Origin of the sequence: Kocuria sp. CH-021, from assembly GCF_049716185.1 — a bacterium.
Taxonomy (GTDB): domain Bacteria; phylum Actinomycetota; class Actinomycetes; order Actinomycetales; family Micrococcaceae; genus Kocuria; species Kocuria cellulosilytica.
This window is the reverse complement of record NZ_JBNAFK010000028.1, coordinates 1-16,142: the sequence shown is the minus strand read 5'-3', so window position 1 is coordinate 16,142 and position 16,142 is coordinate 1. Positions and strand designations below refer to the sequence as shown.

At 74.1% G+C, this 16,142-nt stretch carries 18 protein-coding genes; 12 read left to right on the top strand and 6 right to left on the bottom strand.

All coding sequences use genetic code 11. From position 1 onward, the window contains the following. Positions 1 to 28 precede the first annotated feature (28 nt). Positions 29 to 760, bottom strand: coding sequence for a DUF72 domain-containing protein (locus tag ACPYN7_RS16535; protein ID WP_424348369.1), 732 nt, complete (start codon positions 758 to 760; stop codon positions 29 to 31). A gap of 166 nt (positions 761 to 926) precedes the next feature. On the opposite strand from ACPYN7_RS16535, the gene ACPYN7_RS16530 reads away from it, so the two are divergent. Beyond that, positions 927 to 1,517 carry a thymidine kinase gene (locus tag ACPYN7_RS16530; protein ID WP_424348368.1) on the top strand — a complete coding sequence of 197 codons (591 nt, stop codon included), beginning with the start codon at positions 927 to 929 and terminating at the stop codon, positions 1,515 to 1,517. 27 nt (positions 1,518 to 1,544) lie between these two features. Here ACPYN7_RS16530 and ACPYN7_RS16525 read toward each other — a convergent pair whose 3' ends face one another. Further along, complete coding sequence (locus ACPYN7_RS16525; protein WP_058874946.1) at positions 1,545 to 2,042, bottom strand: hypothetical protein; 498 nt, start codon at positions 2,040 to 2,042, stop codon at positions 1,545 to 1,547. A 592-nt stretch (positions 2,043 to 2,634) separates the two neighbouring features. On the opposite strand from ACPYN7_RS16525, the gene ACPYN7_RS16520 reads away from it, so the two are divergent. After that, the gene (locus ACPYN7_RS16520; protein WP_424348367.1) at positions 2,635 to 3,246 is read left to right on the top strand and encodes a hypothetical protein; all 612 of its coding nucleotides are present in this window, start codon (positions 2,635 to 2,637) and stop codon (positions 3,244 to 3,246) included. Here ACPYN7_RS16520 and ACPYN7_RS16515 read toward each other — a convergent pair. After that, entirely contained in the window at positions 3,221 to 4,111 is an 891-nt protein-coding gene (locus tag ACPYN7_RS16515) for an SDR family NAD(P)-dependent oxidoreductase (RefSeq protein ID WP_424348366.1), read from the bottom strand. The two genes, ACPYN7_RS16520 and ACPYN7_RS16515, sit on opposite strands and share 26 nt — an antisense overlap. Before the next feature lie 97 nt (positions 4,112 to 4,208). Between ACPYN7_RS16515 and ACPYN7_RS16510 the strand changes: the two genes are divergently transcribed. Together ACPYN7_RS16510 and ACPYN7_RS16505 are read left to right on the top strand one after the other, a co-directional pair. After that, positions 4,209 to 5,081 (top strand): aldo/keto reductase, encoded by an 873-nt coding sequence (locus ACPYN7_RS16510; protein ID WP_424348365.1) that lies wholly within the window; start codon positions 4,209 to 4,211, stop codon positions 5,079 to 5,081. 73 nt (positions 5,082 to 5,154) lie between these two features. Then, positions 5,155 to 5,853, top strand: coding sequence for a type 1 glutamine amidotransferase domain-containing protein (locus ACPYN7_RS16505; protein ID WP_424348364.1), 699 nt, complete (start codon positions 5,155 to 5,157; stop codon positions 5,851 to 5,853). Between the two features lie 84 nt (positions 5,854 to 5,937). On the opposite strand, the gene ACPYN7_RS16500 is transcribed toward ACPYN7_RS16505, so the two are convergent. After that, positions 5,938 to 6,141, bottom strand: a complete 204-nt coding sequence (locus ACPYN7_RS16500; RefSeq protein WP_424348363.1) for a hypothetical protein — start codon at positions 6,139 to 6,141, stop codon at positions 5,938 to 5,940. A gap of 232 nt (positions 6,142 to 6,373) precedes the next feature. Here ACPYN7_RS16500 and ACPYN7_RS16495 point away from each other — a divergent pair, with 232 nt between their 5' ends. Together ACPYN7_RS16495 and ACPYN7_RS16490 are read left to right on the top strand one after the other, a co-directional pair. Next, positions 6,374 to 7,117 carry an MBL fold metallo-hydrolase gene (locus ACPYN7_RS16495; protein ID WP_424348362.1) on the top strand — a complete coding sequence of 248 codons (744 nt, stop codon included), beginning with the start codon at positions 6,374 to 6,376 and terminating at the stop codon, positions 7,115 to 7,117. A 113-nt stretch (positions 7,118 to 7,230) separates the two neighbouring features. After that, complete coding sequence (locus ACPYN7_RS16490) at positions 7,231 to 8,238, top strand: zinc-dependent alcohol dehydrogenase family protein (protein ID WP_424348361.1); 1,008 nt, start codon at positions 7,231 to 7,233, stop codon at positions 8,236 to 8,238. A gap of 49 nt (positions 8,239 to 8,287) precedes the next feature. Here the strand turns inward: ACPYN7_RS16490 and ACPYN7_RS16485 are convergent, their stop codons facing one another. Beyond that, entirely contained in the window at positions 8,288 to 9,463 is a 1,176-nt protein-coding gene (locus ACPYN7_RS16485) for a CAP domain-containing protein (protein WP_424348360.1), read from the bottom strand. 418 nt (positions 9,464 to 9,881) lie between these two features. Between ACPYN7_RS16485 and ACPYN7_RS16480 the strand changes: the two genes are divergently transcribed. From ACPYN7_RS16480 to ACPYN7_RS16470, 3 genes are all read left to right on the top strand, one after another. Next, positions 9,882 to 10,313 (top strand): hypothetical protein, encoded by a 432-nt coding sequence (locus ACPYN7_RS16480; protein WP_424348359.1) that lies wholly within the window; start codon positions 9,882 to 9,884, stop codon positions 10,311 to 10,313. Positions 10,314 to 10,363: 50 nt separating this feature from the next. Then, entirely contained in the window at positions 10,364 to 11,698 is a 1,335-nt protein-coding gene (locus tag ACPYN7_RS16475; RefSeq protein WP_424348358.1) for a M20/M25/M40 family metallo-hydrolase, read from the top strand. A gap of 77 nt (positions 11,699 to 11,775) precedes the next feature. After that, the gene (locus ACPYN7_RS16470; RefSeq protein WP_424348357.1) at positions 11,776 to 13,017 is read left to right on the top strand and encodes an acyl-CoA dehydrogenase family protein; all 1,242 of its coding nucleotides are present in this window, start codon (positions 11,776 to 11,778) and stop codon (positions 13,015 to 13,017) included. Positions 13,018 to 13,044: 27 nt separating this feature from the next. Here the strand turns inward: ACPYN7_RS16470 and ACPYN7_RS16465 are convergent, their stop codons facing one another. Beyond that, complete coding sequence (locus ACPYN7_RS16465; RefSeq protein ID WP_058874935.1) at positions 13,045 to 13,278, bottom strand: DUF5703 family protein; 234 nt, start codon at positions 13,276 to 13,278, stop codon at positions 13,045 to 13,047. Positions 13,279 to 13,318: 40 nt separating this feature from the next. On the opposite strand from ACPYN7_RS16465, the gene ACPYN7_RS16460 reads away from it, so the two are divergent. From ACPYN7_RS16460 to mshC, 3 genes are all read left to right on the top strand, one after another. Beyond that, positions 13,319 to 13,684, top strand: coding sequence for a hypothetical protein (locus ACPYN7_RS16460; RefSeq protein ID WP_058874934.1), 366 nt, complete (start codon positions 13,319 to 13,321; stop codon positions 13,682 to 13,684). Positions 13,685 to 13,786: 102 nt separating this feature from the next. Beyond that, positions 13,787 to 14,617: an undecaprenyl-diphosphate phosphatase gene (locus ACPYN7_RS16455; protein WP_058874933.1), complete on the top strand. Its 831-nt coding sequence runs from the start codon at positions 13,787 to 13,789 to the stop codon at positions 14,615 to 14,617. Positions 14,618 to 14,717: 100 nt separating this feature from the next. Continuing rightward, complete coding sequence (mshC, locus tag ACPYN7_RS16450; protein WP_058874932.1) at positions 14,718 to 16,001, top strand: cysteine--1-D-myo-inosityl 2-amino-2-deoxy-alpha-D-glucopyranoside ligase; 1,284 nt, start codon at positions 14,718 to 14,720, stop codon at positions 15,999 to 16,001. Positions 16,002 to 16,142 lie beyond the last annotated feature (141 nt).

The following is a 16,142-nucleotide window of genomic DNA, read 5'->3' as shown; positions in this document are numbered from 1 at the left end:
GGCCCGGGCACCCGGCACGGACCGCTCCTCAGCCGCCGTCGAGCAGCCCGCGCAGCGTCAGGGCGTTGCGCACGGCGTGGCCGTCGCCGTCGTTGTTGAAGTACGCGTACACCTCGCGGCCGTCGCGGTCCCACTCCCGGATCCGCTCCGCCCACCACGCCAGGTCCTCGTCCGAGTAGGAGCCCGCGTAGAGGTGGTGGTGGTCCGGGCCGTGGAAGCGGACGTAGACGAACGGGGCCGTGGCCTCCAGGACGCAGGGCAGCCCGGCCCCGCTGAGCACGCAGTAGGCCGCCCCGTGGCGCCGGAGGAGCTCGAACACCTCCGGGTGCACCCAGCTGTCGTGGCGGAACTCGACCGCGACCGGGAGCCAGCCGGGCAGACCGGCCAGGAACCAGTCGAGCCGCGCGTCGTCGCGGGCCTGCGCCGGCGGGAGCTGGACGAGCAGCACCCCGCGCCGGTCCCGCAGCTCGTGCCAGGACTCCGAGATCCGCCGGCTCCAGGTCTCGGGCGCGTAGAGCTTCTTCGCGTGCGTCAGTCCGCGGGGAGCCTTGACCGTCATCCGGAAGCCCTCCGGCAGCCGCCGGTTCCAGCCGGCGAAGGTGGCGCTGCGCGGCCACCGGTAGAAGCTCGCGTTGAGCTCCACGGTGGCGAAGGCCCGGGTGTAGAGCTCCAGGCGCTTCGCCGGGGGAGTGCCCGGGGGGTAGAGGACGTGCTCCCAGTAGTCGTAGCTCCACCCGGAGGTGCCGATGTGCCAGCCCATGGGCTCCAGGCTAGCGGGATCCCCCGGCGGTGCCGGCCACCGCGCGGGGCCGACGTAGGGTGTTCACCGGCACGCACGGCGCTGCCCGCCGCCCACCGAACACCCGGCACGACCCCAGGAGCACCCGCATGACCACCCCCGCCTCCCGTCCCGCCGGAGCACGCTGATGGCGAAGCTCTACTTCCGTCACGGGGCCATGAACTCCGGGAAGTCCACGGTGCTGATCCAGGCCGCGCACAACTACGAGGAGCGGGACCAGAAGGTCCTCGTCGCCAAGCCGGCGGTCGACTCGAAGGGCGCGGACACCGTGGTCTCTCGGCTGGGGGAGTCGCGGCGGGTCGACCTGCTCCTGGCTCCGGACGACGCCGTGCGCGGGCGCTTCCGGGCCACCGTGCAGCAGTTCGGGCCGGTGCACTGCCTGCTGGTCGACGAGGCGCAGTTCCTCACCCCGGCGCAGGTCGACGACCTGCTGCGCATCGCGGTGCTGGACGGCGTGCCGGTGCTCGCCTACGGGCTGCGCACGGACTTCCGCACGGAGGCGTTCCCCGGCGCGGCCCGCCTGCTGGCCGTGGCCCACACCGTCGAGGAGCTGCGCACGATCTGCCGCTGCGGGTCCAAGGCGATGTTCAACGCCCGGACCGTGGACGGGGAGCCCGTCTTCGAGGGCGACCAGGTGGCCATCGACGGCGTCGCGGTGTCCTACGAGTCGATGTGCGCGGGCTGCTACCTCCGCCGCTCCGGCGGGCGCCTGCGCTGAGCCGGGCGGGAGGTCCCGGCGACGGTGTCACGGGGTGGTGTCCCGGTCCTCCTCGCGGCCGTGCCGGTCGACGACCGCCCAGAACAGGTCCTCGGGGATGGCCTCGAGGTCGGGGTGCAGGGCGGCGAGCTCGTCGATGATGGCGGCCACGTCGTAGTGGGCGTGCACGTCGCCGCGCCGGGCCAGCCGGTTGGACGCGATCAGCCCCTCGACGTAGGCGGCGTGGTCGGAGTCGGTGAAGGCGCTGAGCCCCGCGTCCGCCCACAGCCGCTCGAACTCGGGGTGTCCCTCGGTGACGAGGCGGGTCGGGGCGGGCGCGCTCCCGTGCTCACCGGGGCCGGGCTCCGGGGCACGTCGTTCGAGACCCGTCGCCTTGGCGAAGCGGGTGCCGTCGTCGACCGTGACGGTCCGGTCGGTCTCGTCGACGACGGTGCGCCGCTCGGTGCGCAGGGTCGGGTCGCCGCGGACGACGACGGCTCGGGTGCCGATGCCGGTGGCGCCGCCGACGTGGTGGTGCTGGCTCACCAGAGCCTCCTCGGGGCCGGGGCACCGGTGGCGGCCGCTCCGCCGGGTGCCTGATGCGCAGAACGTAGCAGTCGGCGCAGACCCCGGGGAACTCCCGGGCCCGCCCCACGGCGCGGGCCGGCGGTCGCACCGCCGTCGTCGCCCGGCCCGCCGCGGCCCCGGCCGAGGGCGCGGGTCGACGTCGCCGCCCGGCCCGGGACGACGTCGGCGCCGCCGGAGCAGGTCCGGCGGCGCCGACGGGGCGTGGTGGACCGGGGCTCAGCCGCCGAGCAGCACCGCGCGGACCAGGTCGAAGAACATGCCGAGGATGGCCGTGAAGTTGGGGTTGAAGAACGCGTCGAACTCGCCGACCAGTCTGATCATGACAGTTCCTTCCGGGGAATGGGTGGGTGCCCGGGCCCGGCGGGGGGTGCCCGGCCCGGGCTCACTCTATCGAGGGCGTTCTCGATCGCACATGGCCTTTCGGCCAGTTCCTGCGCGGACCTCCGGGTCGCCGGGGGCACGAGGGAGCCGGCGCACGCGGCACCGGTGCGCGCCCGCCCCTCCGTCCGTACGCTGGAGCGCTAGCGAGCACGAGCGGAGGAGGCCCGTCATGGCGCAGGGACCGGACCCCCGTCCGCGGCTGATCGGGCTGCACGGGCGCAAGCAGTCGGGCAAGGACACGTGCGGTGACCGCCTCGTGGCCGCCCACGGCTACGCCCGGGTGGCCTTCGCCGACCCGCTGCGGCTGTTCCTCGCCGAGCTCGACCCCCTCGTGGGCGTCCGGGACGGCAGGCCGCTGCGGCTCGGCACCGTGCTGGCGGAGGCGGGCGGGAACTGGGGCCTGCTCAAGGACGAGGCGCGGGACCCGGTGCACCGGGAGATCCGGACGCTGCTGCAGAAGGTCGGCAACGAGGCCGGCAAGGCCGTCTTCGGGGAGACGGTCTGGGCGGACCGCGGCCTGGAGACGGCACGGCGGCTGGCCGGGCCGGTCGTGTTCACGGACGTGCGCTTCGACGTCGAGGCCGCCGCCATCACGGCCGAGGGCGGCCGGGTGGTGCACGTGGTGCGCCCCGGGGCGTCCGCCGCGGAGGATCCGCACCCGTCGGAGGCCGGCATCGACCCGCGCTGGATCACCGCGACCCTCGTCAACGACGGGACGGTCGAGCAGCTCTGGGCGAAGGTCGACGCCCTGGTGCTCAGCCGGCCGGACGCCCCGGGGTGAGCCCCACGAGCTCGGCGCTGCGCTGCCACAGGGCGTCCGCGAGCGCGTCGTCGGCCGCCCGGGACGGGGCGCGGGCCGGGCTCCTGTTCTCGTAGTAGCCCCCGGAGCGCCAGTCCCGACCGGCGGCGCCGTCGGCCAGCCAGACGAGGGTCTCCGCGCCCTGCTCGGGGGTCCGCATCAGCCGGCGGCCCGGGCGCGTGCTGTACAGGAACCGCAGGGCGGTGCTCGTGCCCGAGGCGAAGTTCGTCGCCACGCCGCCGGGGTGGAAGGCCGCGGCGGCCAGCCCCTGCTCCCCGTACCGGCGGTCGAGTCCGCGGGTGAAGAGGAGGTTGGCGAGCTTGGTGTCCGCGTAGGCCCGCTGCGGGCTCCAGCGCCGGCCGTCCACGAGGGTCTCCGGCGAGAGCCGGCCGATCCGGGCCGCGACACTGGAGGTGCTGACCACCGCCGCGCCGTGCGCCAGGAGGCCGTCGAGCAGCAGCCGGGTGAGCAGGTAGGGCGCCAGGTGGTTGACCTGCCACGTCCGCTCGTGCCCGTCGGGCGTCAGCTCGCGGCGGTCGAAGATCCCCCCGGCGTTGTTGACCAGCACGTCGATCCGCGGGACGGACTCCTGCAGCTCCCGGACCAGCCGGCGCACGTCGTCGAGCCGCGCGAAGTCGGCGGTGAAGTGGCGGACCCCGAGGGGGCCGGCCACCGCCGCGGTCTTCTCCTCCGAGCGGCCGACCACGACGACGTCGTGCCCCCGCCGCGTCAGCTCGCGGGCGGCGGCGGCACCGATGCCGTCGCTGGCCCCTGTGATCACCACGGTGCGCCGCCCGGAGCGCTGCTCGCCGCGCTCGCCGTCGTGCTCGCCGGTGTCCTGGTCCACGGAGGCCTCCTCGGTCGTGCCGGAATCCCCGTCAGCCTATCGACCTCCCCGGCCCGCCGGGCGGAATAAGCCCGCGGGCGGACTCGTTGCGGCTCGCATGACGGAAAACACCCGGACCACCGCCCGCACCGTGCCCCGCACCATCGAGCTCCGGGACCTCGGGACCGTCCACCGGCTCGGCTTCGGTGCCATGCGCATCGTCGGGGAGGGCGTGTGGGGGGAGCCCGCCGACCGTGCGAACGCCGTGCGCGTGGTGCGCCGGGCCGTGGAGCTCGGCGTCGACTTCATCGACACCGCCGACGCCTACGGCCCCGACGTCAGCGAGCAGATCATCGCCGAGGCCCTCCACCCCTACCCCTCGGGCGTGCGCATCGCCACCAAGGTGGGCTTCGCCCGCACCGGACCCGGGCAGTGGACCCCGCTCGGGCGGCCCGAATACCTCCGCCAGCAGACCGAGCTGAGCCTGCGCAAGCTGAAGGTGGACGCCCTCGACCTGCTCCAGCTGCACCGCGTGGACCCGGCCGTCCCGGCCGAGGAGCAGTTCGGCGTGCTGCGGGAGCTCCAGCAGGAGGGCAAGGTCAGGGCCCTGGGCCTGTCCGAGGTCACCGTGGAGCAGCTCCGGAGCGCCGGACGGCACTTCACCGTCTCCACGGTGCAGAACCGCTACAACCTCACCGACCGCACCTCCCAGGACGTCCTGGACCACGCCACGGAGCACGGCATCGGCTTCATCCCCTGGGCCCCGATCTCCGCCGGGGAACTGGCCCGCCCGGGCGGGCCCGTCGACCGGGCCGCCCAGCGGCTCGGCGCCACCACCGCCCAGGTCGCCCTCGCCTGGCTGCTCCGGCGCTCGCCGGTGGTCATGCCCATCCCCGGCACCGCCTCCCTCGAGCACCTCGAGGAGAACATGGGCGCCGCGGAGCTCGAGCTCGACGACGCCACGGACGAGGAGCTCACCGCCGCGGGCTGACCGCCCCGGCCCCGACCGCTCCGGACGGACACCAGTTCGCGCCGGACCGACACCAGTTGAGGAGCAACCCATCATGGCCCGTGTTCTGCTGATCGCCTCGGCGGCCGACTCCCTCACCATGCGGGACGGCACCGAGCACCCCACCGGCTTCTGGGCGGAGGAGCTCGTCGTCGCCCACCGGACCCTGCGGGCGGCCGGGCACACGGTCGACCTCGCCACCCCGGGCGGGCGCCGCCCGACCGTGGACCGGGTCAGCCTGGACCCGGACTCGGCGGGGGGACAGGAGCGGGCCGACGAGCTCCGCGCCTACCTGCAGGACATCGACGCGGAGCTCTCCGCGCCCCGCGTCCTGGCCGACGTCGACGAGAGCGACTACGACGCCGTGGTGCTGCCCGGCGGGCACGGCCCGATGGCGGACCTCGTCCACGACCCCTCGCTCGGCCGGATCCTGGCCGCCTCGGACCGCGCCGGCCGGATCATCGCCCCGTTCTGCCACGGCCCCGCAGCGCTGCTCAGCGCCCAGGACGACGGGACGTTCCTCTTCGCCGGCCGCCGGCTCACCGCCTTCACCAACGAGGAGGAGCTGGGCGGCGGCACCGGGGAGAACACCCCCTGGTTCCTGGAGACCGTGCTGCGGGAGAAGGGAGCCGTCGTGGAGACCGGACCCGCGTGGTCCAGCCACGTCATCCGCGACGCCAACCTGATCACCGGGCAGAACCCCCAGTCGAGCCAGGCCGTCGCCGACGTCCTCGTGGAGGCGCTCGCCGAGTGACGCCGGCCCGGGCTTCCCGGACGCGCCGGACGCCCGGCGCGGGCCGGGCGGGTCAGCGTCTGCCGGGGTCGGCCCGGGCGGAGCTCAGACGCCGACGGGCGCCCGACGCTCCAGCGCCAGGGCGCGGGCGGCGGCCACGGCGTCCCGGAAGTCCGGGAACGTGCGGCGGACGGGGCTGCCGCCGCCGGCCGGGACGAAGGTCATGGCCCAGCGGTGCCGGCGGAACCGGTGGAAGGGGACGGCGACGATCTCCACGGAGGGCAGGGCATCGGGACGCTGGTCGATCACAGCGGGACCTTTCGGGGGGCAGGCCGGGGGCCAGGGCCTGTTCCGGGCGGACCGGGGGGATCCGTGGACGGCGGCCGTGGTGGGACCCATGCTACCGGGTGCGCCGTCCGGCAGCGGCCTTCCCGGGCCGGTGTCGTGGACCGGTGTTGTCGACCGGTGTCGTCGACCACCGGGTATGATCAGCACACTGATCGTGTGACCTGCGCCATGACCTGATCGAGTGAGGAGACCCATGTTCACCCCCGAGGTGGCCGACGGCATCCACCGCATCACCCACGCCCACGTCAACTGCTACCTGGTCGAGGACGAGGACGGCGTCACCCTCGTGGACGCCGGCCTGCCGAGCATGTGGCCCATGCTGCTCGCGGCGCTCGAGGAGCGGGGCCGGCGCCCCGACGAGGTCAGGGCCCTGGTCCTCACGCACGCGCACTTCGACCACGTGGGCTTCGCCCGCCGCGCCCAGGAGCAGTGGCAGCTGCCCGTCCTGGGCCATCCGGGAGACGCACACCTGGCCGCCCACCCCTACCGGTACCGGCCCGAGCGCAACCGGTTCCTCTACCCCGTCACGCACCCGAGGTCGCTGCCGCTGCTCGGGCGGATGGCGGCGGCCGGAGCCCTCGCGGTCAAGGGCGTCCGGGGGGTGCGACCGCTCGAGACCGGGACGGCCCTGCCCGTCCCCGGCCGGCCCGTGGCGGTGCACACTCCGGGCCACACGGACGGGCACTGCGTCCTGGACCTGCCCGACCGGGGGGCCGTCCTCAGCGGGGACGCCCTCGTGACGCTGGACCCCTACACCGGCCGGCCCGGCCCGCAGATCATCGCCGCCGCGGCGACCAAGGACTCCGCCGTGGCCCTGGACTCCCTCGACGCGGTGGCCGCCACCGGGGCGCACACCGTGCTGCCCGGGCACGGGGAGCGCTGGACGCAGGGCGCCGAGGCGGCCGCCCGGCACGCCCGTGCGGTGGGGGCCCACTGACCGGCACCGCCCGGGTCCGGCCGGAACAACAGGAAGCGTGCTGATGACAGGTCGGGGCACGGCGGCTATCGTGGGCGGCGACCGACGAACCCGCCCCGCCTGGAGGACCACCCGTGAAGCAGCTGACCGTCTCCGCCCCCGGCGGCCTCGACCGGATCGTGCTCGAGGACGTGCCCGATCCCGGGGCGCCCGGCCCCGGTGAGGTCCGCGTCCGCCTGCACGCGAGCTCCCTGAACTACCACGACTACCTCGTGGTCTCGGGCGGGACGCGCACCGAGGACGGGAGGATCCCGCTCGCCGACGGGGCAGGTGTCGTCGAGGCCGTGGGGGAGGGCGTCGAGGAGTTCGCGGAGGGCGACGCCGTGGTCTCCTGCTTCTTCCCGCTGTGGCAGGACGGCCCTCCCGTGGACGGCGACTTCCGGCGGGTCCCCGGCGACGGGCTCGACGGCTACGCCCGGGAGGCGGTGGTGCGGCCCGCCACGTGGTTCACCCGGGCCCCGCAGGGGTGGTCGCACGCCGAGGCGGCGACCATCACCACGGCCGGCGTCACGGCCTGGCGGGCCCTCGTGGTGGAGGGCGGACTCCGGGCCGGGGACGTGGTCCTGGCCCTGGGCACCGGCGGCGTCTCGGTCTTCGCCGTGCAGCTCGCCAAGGCCATGGGCGCCACCGTCGTGGTCACGTCCTCGTCCGACGACAAGCTCGACCGCGTCCGGCAGCTCGGCGCGGACCACGTGCTCAACTACCGGGAGACGCCCGAGTGGGGACGCGCGGTCCAGGAGCTCACGGACGGCCGCGGCGCGGACCACGTCATCGAGGTCGGCGGGCCGGGCACGCTCGCGCAGTCCATCCGGGCCGTGCGCGTCGGCGGCCACATCTCCTTGATCGGCGTGCTCACCGGTGCGGCGGGCGACGTCCCCACGGCGCTGCTCATGGCCCGCCAGGCGAGGCTCCAGGGGCTGCTGGTGGGCAGCCGGCGGGACCAGGCCGACTTCGTGCGAGCGCTCGAGGCGACCGGCCTGCACCCGGTGATCGACCGGCGGCACGGCCTCGCGGAGGCCGCCGACGCGTTCCGGGAGATGGAGTCCGCCCGGCACTTCGGCAAGATCGTGCTCGAGCACTGAGCACGGCCCCCGGGCCGCGTCCCGGGGACCGTGCCCCGGGACGCCGGGGTCACCACCCGGTGACCCACACCTGACCGGTGGTCGAGGACCAGTTCACCCGGTAGCCGTTGGAGAAGCGCTGGTAGACGGTGTCCCCGTAGCGGATCGGGTCGGTGACCGGGTAGCCGTAGCCCCGCTCGAAGCCCGCCGCCTTCCAGGCGCGGCCGATGGCGCCGGTCTCGTTGACCGCGCGCGCCCCGTGGGCCCGGGTCCACATCACCTTGGTGAGCACGCCGTCCCGGGAGAAGACCTGGTAGGAGGAGCCGTCGGGCAGCCGGCGCTCCTCCGTGGTCGGGAAGCCGTAGCCGTTCTCCCGTCCGGCCGCCACGAACTTCTGCCCGATGGCCGTGGGGTTCTCGACCCAGTGGGCGCCCGTGGCGGGGCTCCAGTACAGGGTGGTCTTGCGCCCGTTCAGGGAGAACTCCTGATAGGCGCCCCCGCCGCGCAGACCGCCGCGCTCGGGCATCACGGGCTGTCCGAGGACCGCGGCACCGCCCAGGGCGTGGTACTTCGAGCCGATCGCGCCGGCCACGCCGTAGCCCGCAGGGGTCTGGACGGGTGTCGACTCGTAGCTGTGCACCGGAGCTCCGTCCACGCGCGTCGACGCGTCCGCGGGGGCGCCTCCGTTGGCGTACCCGTAGAGGTTGACGGTGGAGAGCACCTGCCAGGGCTGCCCGGTGTTCTCGAGCCGGCCGTCCGCGTAGGTGAGGCCGATGCCGATCACCTCGTGGCGCGGGTCCTTGATCGCCTTGTCGTGGGCCGCCGAGGACTTCCACCACTTCACGAGGGCCCGCACGTCCCGGTGGTGCTCCAGGGCGATGACCTCGTTGGCGCTGGTGTAGGGCCCGGTCCGGGGGTCGGTGAGGAAGGCGGTGCTGTGCGAGAACTTCTCCTCGACCACCTGCCGGTCGGACTCCTTCTGCACCACCTGGGACAGCGTGGCGGAGTACTTGAGGGGCTTCACGCCGAGGGACGCGCGGTAGCTGTTGATCTCGTCGAGGATCAGCTGGGCGTCCGCCTGACGGGTGGCCGCGTCGACGGCGACGACGTCCTGCGCGGCCGCGTGGGCCGCCGGACCGGCCAGCAGCGACGTGCCGGCGAGGGTGGTGACGCCGATGCCGGCGGAGAGGGCCAGGGCGGCCATGCGGCCGGAACGGCGCGCGGGGGCGCAGCGGTGTTTCGCCATGGGTGCTTCTGCTTCCTGGGTCTGTCTGCGCGCACGGAAGAATTGGGGGGTTCCGCGCGGCGGGGGGCTATCGCCGTCCGGCCGGACGACGAGACAGATTGGGCTGGGGAAGTCGCCCAGGGAAAGGCTAAGGAATTTCGATTGCAAATACGAAATGTGTGAAATTGTTTCGTCTATCACGGAACAATAACGGCGACATCACGGAATATCCCGCGGAGAGCCTTTTCCCGTGGTTATAGTGGGCGGTTCTCGTCCCTGCGGACGGGAGGTACGCGGCGGCCGGGTGTCCTCGCGGGCCGGTCCGCCCGTCCGCCGCCACGCCCGCCCGCCGCGCCCCTGCGCCGGCGTCGGCCGTGCCCCGGCCGGCCCGAGGGGCGGGGAACGATAGGCTGAGGGCGCACCCCCGGAGAGGAGTCCGATGACCGTCCACGCCACCCGCGCCACCGGCGTCCGGAGCCGGCTGGGGCTGTGCCTGGCCGCCGCCGCCGTGGGGCTCACCGGGTGCGGCCCGGACCTCGACACCCCCGAGGGCACCACCCGCGCCTTCGTCGACGCCATGGCCCAGCGCGACTGGGACAGCGCCTGCGAGCTGCTGTCCCACAACTTCGTGCACCGGGCCACGGAGGGCAACTCCCGGTACTGCCCCGTCTACCTCGAGCGCTGGCACCCGGACACCTCCCGCTACGAGACGCTCGCCGTCCAGGGCGAGGCCGTCGACACCCCGGACGGGCACCGCCTCGAGGTCGCCCCCGAGGACTCCCCCGGGGAGACGGAGGAGGTCCTCGTGGTCGAGGAGTCCGGACGCCTCGTGCTGCTGCGCTACCCGGGCCGCGACACCGCCATCCGCTGAGCGCCTCCCGCGCACGGCCCCGCCCACCAGGCACCCCAGGAAGGACCGCCATGACCGATCCGCAGACCGTTCCCGCCGCGGCGGCCGCGTCGTCGCCCGAGGGCGAGACCGTCGAGATCTGCCGCAACCTCATCCGCATCGACACCTCCAACTACGGCAGCGGCGACGCCAAGGGGGAGCGGAGGGCCGCCGAGTACGTGGCCGGGCTGATCGAGGAGGTCGGTCTCCCGACGACCGTCCTGGAGTCCGCGCCCGGCCGGGCCAACGTCTTCGCCCGGATCGAGGGCACCGACCCCTCCGCCGACGCCCTGCTCGTGCACGGCCACCTCGACGTGGTGCCCGCGATCGCCGCCGACTGGTCGGTGGACCCCTTCGGGGGCGAGCTCCGGGACGGCATGATCTGGGGCCGCGGCGCCGTGGACATGAAGGACATGGACGCCATGATGATCTCGGTGCTGCGCCACATGGTGCGCACCGGCCAGCGGCCGCGGCGGGACATCGTCTTCGGCTTCTTCGCCGACGAGGAGGCCGGCATGGTGTACGGCTCCCACTGGATCGCCGAGCACCACCGCGGGCTCTTCGACGGCGTCACGGACGCCATCAGCGAGGTCGGCGGGTACTCGGCCACCATCGGCGGCCGGCGGGCCTACCTGCTGCAGACCGCGGAGAAGGGCCTCATGTGGCTGCGCCTCAACGCGCAGGGCACGGCCGGGCACGGTTCGCAGATCAACGACGACAACCCGGTCACCCGGCTCGCGAGAGCGCTGGCCAACATCGGCGAGCACCAGTGGCCCATCGAGCTCACCAAGACCACCCGGGCGTTCCTGGACTCCGTCACCGAGCTGACCGGCGTGGAGTTCGACCCGCAGAACCCCCAGCGGCTGCTGGCCGAGCTCGGCTCCGTGGCCCGGTTCGTGGGCGCGACGCTGCAGACCACCGCGAACCCGACGATGCTCGAGGCCGGCTACAAGGTCAACGTGATCCCCGGCTCGGCGCAGGCCGGCCTGGACGTGCGCTACCTGCCCGGTCAGCGCGAGATCGTCCTGGCGAAGCTCGCCGAGCTCGCCGGGGACGGGGTGTCCTTCGAGTTCGAGTCCGACGACATCGCCCTCGAGGTGCCGTTCTCCGGCACCGTGGTGGACGCCATGGTCGACGCGCTGCACGCCGAGGACCCCGAGGCGGTCGTGCTGCCGTACATGCTCTCCGGGGGGACGGACAACAAGTCCCTGGACCCGCTCGGGATCACCGGCTACGGCTTCGTGCCGCTGCGCCTGCCCGACGAGCTGGACTTCCCGGCCATGTTCCACGGCGTGGACGAGCGCGTGCCCACGGACTCCCTGGAGTTCGGCTCCCGGGTGCTGCACCGGCTGCTGACCCGGTACTGACCCGGCACCGGACTCCTCCGCCCCGGCCGGAACGGTCGCCGGGGCCCAGATCTCAGGACATCGCCGACAGGAGCGAGATGGACCACACCACCGGACCGCAGCCCGACACCGTGCCGCCGCGGCCCCCAGCGCCCGAGGACCAGGTGCCCGAGGACCAGGTGCCCGAGACGCTGCTGCCGGACGAGCTGCTGGCCGTGTTCCGGGAGCGCGCGGCCGGCTACGACCGGGAGAACCGGTTCTGCGACGAGGACTTCGCGGACCTGGTGCGGATCGGCTATCCGCTCATGCTGGTGCCGCGGGACCACGGCGGGCTCGGGTTCACGCTGCAGCAGGCGGTCGCCGCGCAGCGGCGCCTCGCCGCGGCCGCCCCCGCCACGGCGCTGGCCGTCAACATGCACCACGTCCTGGTCGGGGTGGCGCACACCCTGCGCCTGCGCGGGGACGCCCGGGCCGAGCGGATCTTCGAGCAGGCCGCGGCCGGGGAGATCTTCGCCTTCGGCATCTCCGAGGCCGGCAACGACTCCGTGCTCTTCGACTCCGACACCACCGCCGTGGCCACCGAGGACGGGTACCGGATCACGGGCACGAAGATCTTCACCTCGCTCTCGCCCGTGTGGACCCGGCTGATCGTCCACGCCCGCGACGACGCCGAGCCCGGCGCGCCGCTGGTGTTCGGCTTCCTCGACCGGGCGGCGGAGGGCATCGAGGTCCTCGACGACTGGGACACCATGGGCATGCGGGCCTCCCAGTCCCGCACCACGGTGCTGCGCTCGGTGCCGATGCCGGCGGCGCAGGTGCTCACGCGCACCCCCGTGGGGCCGAACCCGGACCCGGTGGTGTGGGGCGTGTTCGGCTGCTTCGAGCTGCTGCTGGCCGCGGTCTACACCGGGATCGCGGACCGGGCGGTGGAGCTGGCCGTGGAGCTCGCGGGCGCCCGGCGGTCCCGGGGCGGAGGACCGGCCCGGGCCGAGCACCCCGACGTCCGCTGGCAGATCGCGGAGGCCGCGCTGCTGCGCGACGGGGTGGAGCTGCAGCTGCTCCGGCTCACCGCGGACGTCGACGCCCTCGGCACCGCGGACGCCCCGGAGCACGGAGCGCGCTGGTTCCTGCTGTTCTCCGGGGTCAAGCACCGGGCCACCGAGGCCGCCCGCCAGGTCGTCGACCTGGCCGTGCGCACCTCCGGCGGCGCCCAGTACTCCCGGGGCCGGGAACTGGAGCGGCTGTACCGGGACGTGCTCGCCGGGATCTACCACCCCTCCGACAACGAGTCCGTGCACGCGGCCGTGGCCAAGGCCCTGCTGGGCCCGGTCGACGGCTGAGCCCCTTCCGCGGGAGGGGCTCCGGGCTCAGACGGTGCGCTCCACGCGGATGACCCGGCGGCGCAGCCAGTACTTGCGGGTGCCGCCGTAGAGCAGCACGGAGCGGGTCAGCTCCCACTTGCCGTACTCGGCGTGCTCGCTGAGCCGGGCCCGCGCGTCGCTGAGCAGCTCGTGCGGCGCCACGGTCAGCAGGAGGTACTCGTAGCGCTGGTCGGCGTCCCTGGTGACGGTCGCCGTGCTGGTCCGGACTTGTTCTCTCATCGGTCCCCATTCTGCACGGAATAGCGCTAACGTCTACTCCATGAGCAATGATCCTCGTGCCGCGCTGCAGGCTCTCGTGAGCGCCTTCGAAGAACACCTCGTCGCCGCGTCCAACCGGCGCAGCGACGACGACCCCGCCGTCGACGGCGCGTACATCGCCATCGCCGACGCCTTCGACGCCTACGAGGAGGCGCTCTACGACGCCTACGACGAGGTCACCCCGCTGACCGTCTTCGCGGAGGAGGAGGACTCCGACGACGAGGACGACGACTCCGACGACGACTCGGACGACGACGAGGACGACGAGGAGCTCCTGGAGGACAACGAGATGCTCGACGAGGACCTCGTCGACGAGGAGGACTACGAGGACCTCGACGACACGGACGGGGCGCGCACCGGCCGCTGAGCCGCGCCGCACCGACAGGAACGGCCCGCCCGGCGGGCCGTTCCTGCCGTGTCCGGGCCTGTCCCGCCGTCGACGGCGCGGAGGGTGCCGTAGGGTGGCCGGGTGAATTGGATCGAAACCATCATTCTGGGCCTCGTCCAGGGCCTGACCGAGTTCCTCCCGGTGTCCTCCTCGGCGCACCTGCGCATCGTGGGCGAGCTCCTGCCCAACAGCGCCGACCCGGGGGCCGCGTTCACGGCCATCACGCAGCTGGGCACCGAGACCGCGGTGATCATCTACTTCTGGCGGGACATCGTCCGCATCCTGAAGCAGTGGAGCCTGTCCCTGGTGGGCAGGGTGGAGCGCTCGGACCCCGACGCCCGGATGGGGTGGCTGATCATCCTGGGCTCCTTGCCCATCGGCGTGCTCGGGCTGCTGCTGGAGGACTACATCGACACGGAGTTCCGCTCCCTGTGGATCACGGCCACGATGCTGGTGGTCTTCGGCGTGTTCCTGGCCGTGGCGGACCGGGTGGGCCGCCAGGCCCGCCACCTGGACGACCTCACCGTCAAGCACGGCGTGCTCTTCGGCCTGGCCCAGGCCCTGGCCCTGATCCCGGGGGTCTCCCGCTCCGGGGGCACGATCACCGCGGGCCTGCTGATGGGCTACACCCGCGAGGCCGCCGCCCGCTACGCGTTCCTGCTCGCCATCCCGGCGGTGTTCGCCTCGGGGCTGTACAAGCTGGCCCAGACGGTGGGGCAGCCGCAGGCGGGACCCTACGGCATGACGGAGACGCTCGTGGCCACGGGCATCGCCTTCGCGGTGGCGTACGTGATCATCGGCTGGTTCATGCACTACATCTCCAACCGCAGCTACACGATCTTCGTGTGGTACCGCATCGCCCTGGGCCTGGCCATCTTCGTGCTCCTGGGCCTCGGGGTCATCAGCGCCTGAGCCCTGCGTCACCCGGCGGACCGGGGGCGCCGGCCGGTCCGGTAGGTTGGGTGAGGCCCCGCGCCGCCGATCTCCGATCCCCGAACCACCCGAGGTGAGCATGAAAGCCTGGTCCGCGCGACCCGTCCCCGACCTCCCCGGCGAGGCGCCCCTGCCCACCGTGCAGGACACCCGGCTGCGGCGGCGGGTGGAGCTGCCCCGGCAGGAGCGGGCGAGCCTCTACGTGTGCGGGATCACCCCGTACGACGCCACCCACATGGGCCACGCCGCCACCTACGTGGCCTTCGACCTGCTGCACCGCGCCTGGCTGGACGCGGGCACCCCGGTGGACTACGTCCAGAACGTCACCGACGTGGACGACCCCCTGCTCGAACGGGCCCGGGACACCGGCGTGGACTGGCGGGAGCTGGCCGCCGGGCAGACCGAGCTGTTCCGCACCGACATGAGCGCGCTCAACGTCCTCCCGCCCCAGCACTACGTGGGCGCGACCGAGTCCGTCGGCTGGATCGTGCCCGCCGTCGAGCGCCTCGTGGACCGCGGCCTCGCCTACCGGGTCCCCGGCCAGGACGGGGAGCCGGACGGCGACGTGTACTTCGACGTGGCGGCCGTGGGCTCCCTGGCCGGCGACGACGCCGACGCGTGGGTGCTCGGCGACGTCTCCCACCTCTCGCCCGAGGAGATGCTGCCGCTGTTCGCCGAGCGCGGCGGTGACCCCGAGCGCCCGGGCAAGCGGCACCGGCTGGATCCGCTGCTGTGGCGCGTGGAGCGTCCCGGCGAGCCCGCCTGGGACGGCGCGTCCCTGGGCTCGGGGCGCCCCGGCTGGCACATCGAGTGCTCGCTCATCGCCCTCGAGTACCTGCCCGCGCCGTTCACCGTCCAGGGCGGTGGCTCGGACCTCGTCTTCCCGCACCACGAGATGGGCGCCGGCCACTGCTGGGCCCTGACCGGAAAGCCCATGGCCCAGCACTTCCTGCACACGGGGATGGTCGGGCTCGACGGGGAGAAGATGTCCAAGTCCAAGGGCAACCTCGTGCTCGTCTCCGCGCTGCGGGCCCAGGGCGTGGACCCGGCCGTGATCCGCACCGCGATCCTCGCCCACCGCTACACCGAGGACTGGTACTGGACCGACCTCGTGCTCGCCGGCGCCGTCGCCCGCGTGGACGCGTGGCGCCGCGCCCTGGCCGTGGCCCCCGAGGGCAGCGCGGCCCCGCTGCTGGCGACCGTGCGCGCCGCCCTGGCCGACGACCTGGACGCCCCTGCGGCGCTGGCCGCCCTGGACGAGTGGGCCGCCGCCGCCCTCACCGCCGGCACCCCGGGGGCCGGCGGGGCGGACGCCCGGCTGGTCCGGGACCTGGTGGACGCCCGGCTCGGCATCGAGCTCTGACGCCGGTCCCGGACCGGCTCCCGGAACGCGGGGGGGGGGGGGGGGGGGGGGGGGGGGGGGGGGGGGGGCCGCCGCCGCCCCCCGCCCCCCCCCCGCCGCCCCCCCGGGGCGGGGGGGGGGGGGGGCGGGGGGCCGGCGGCG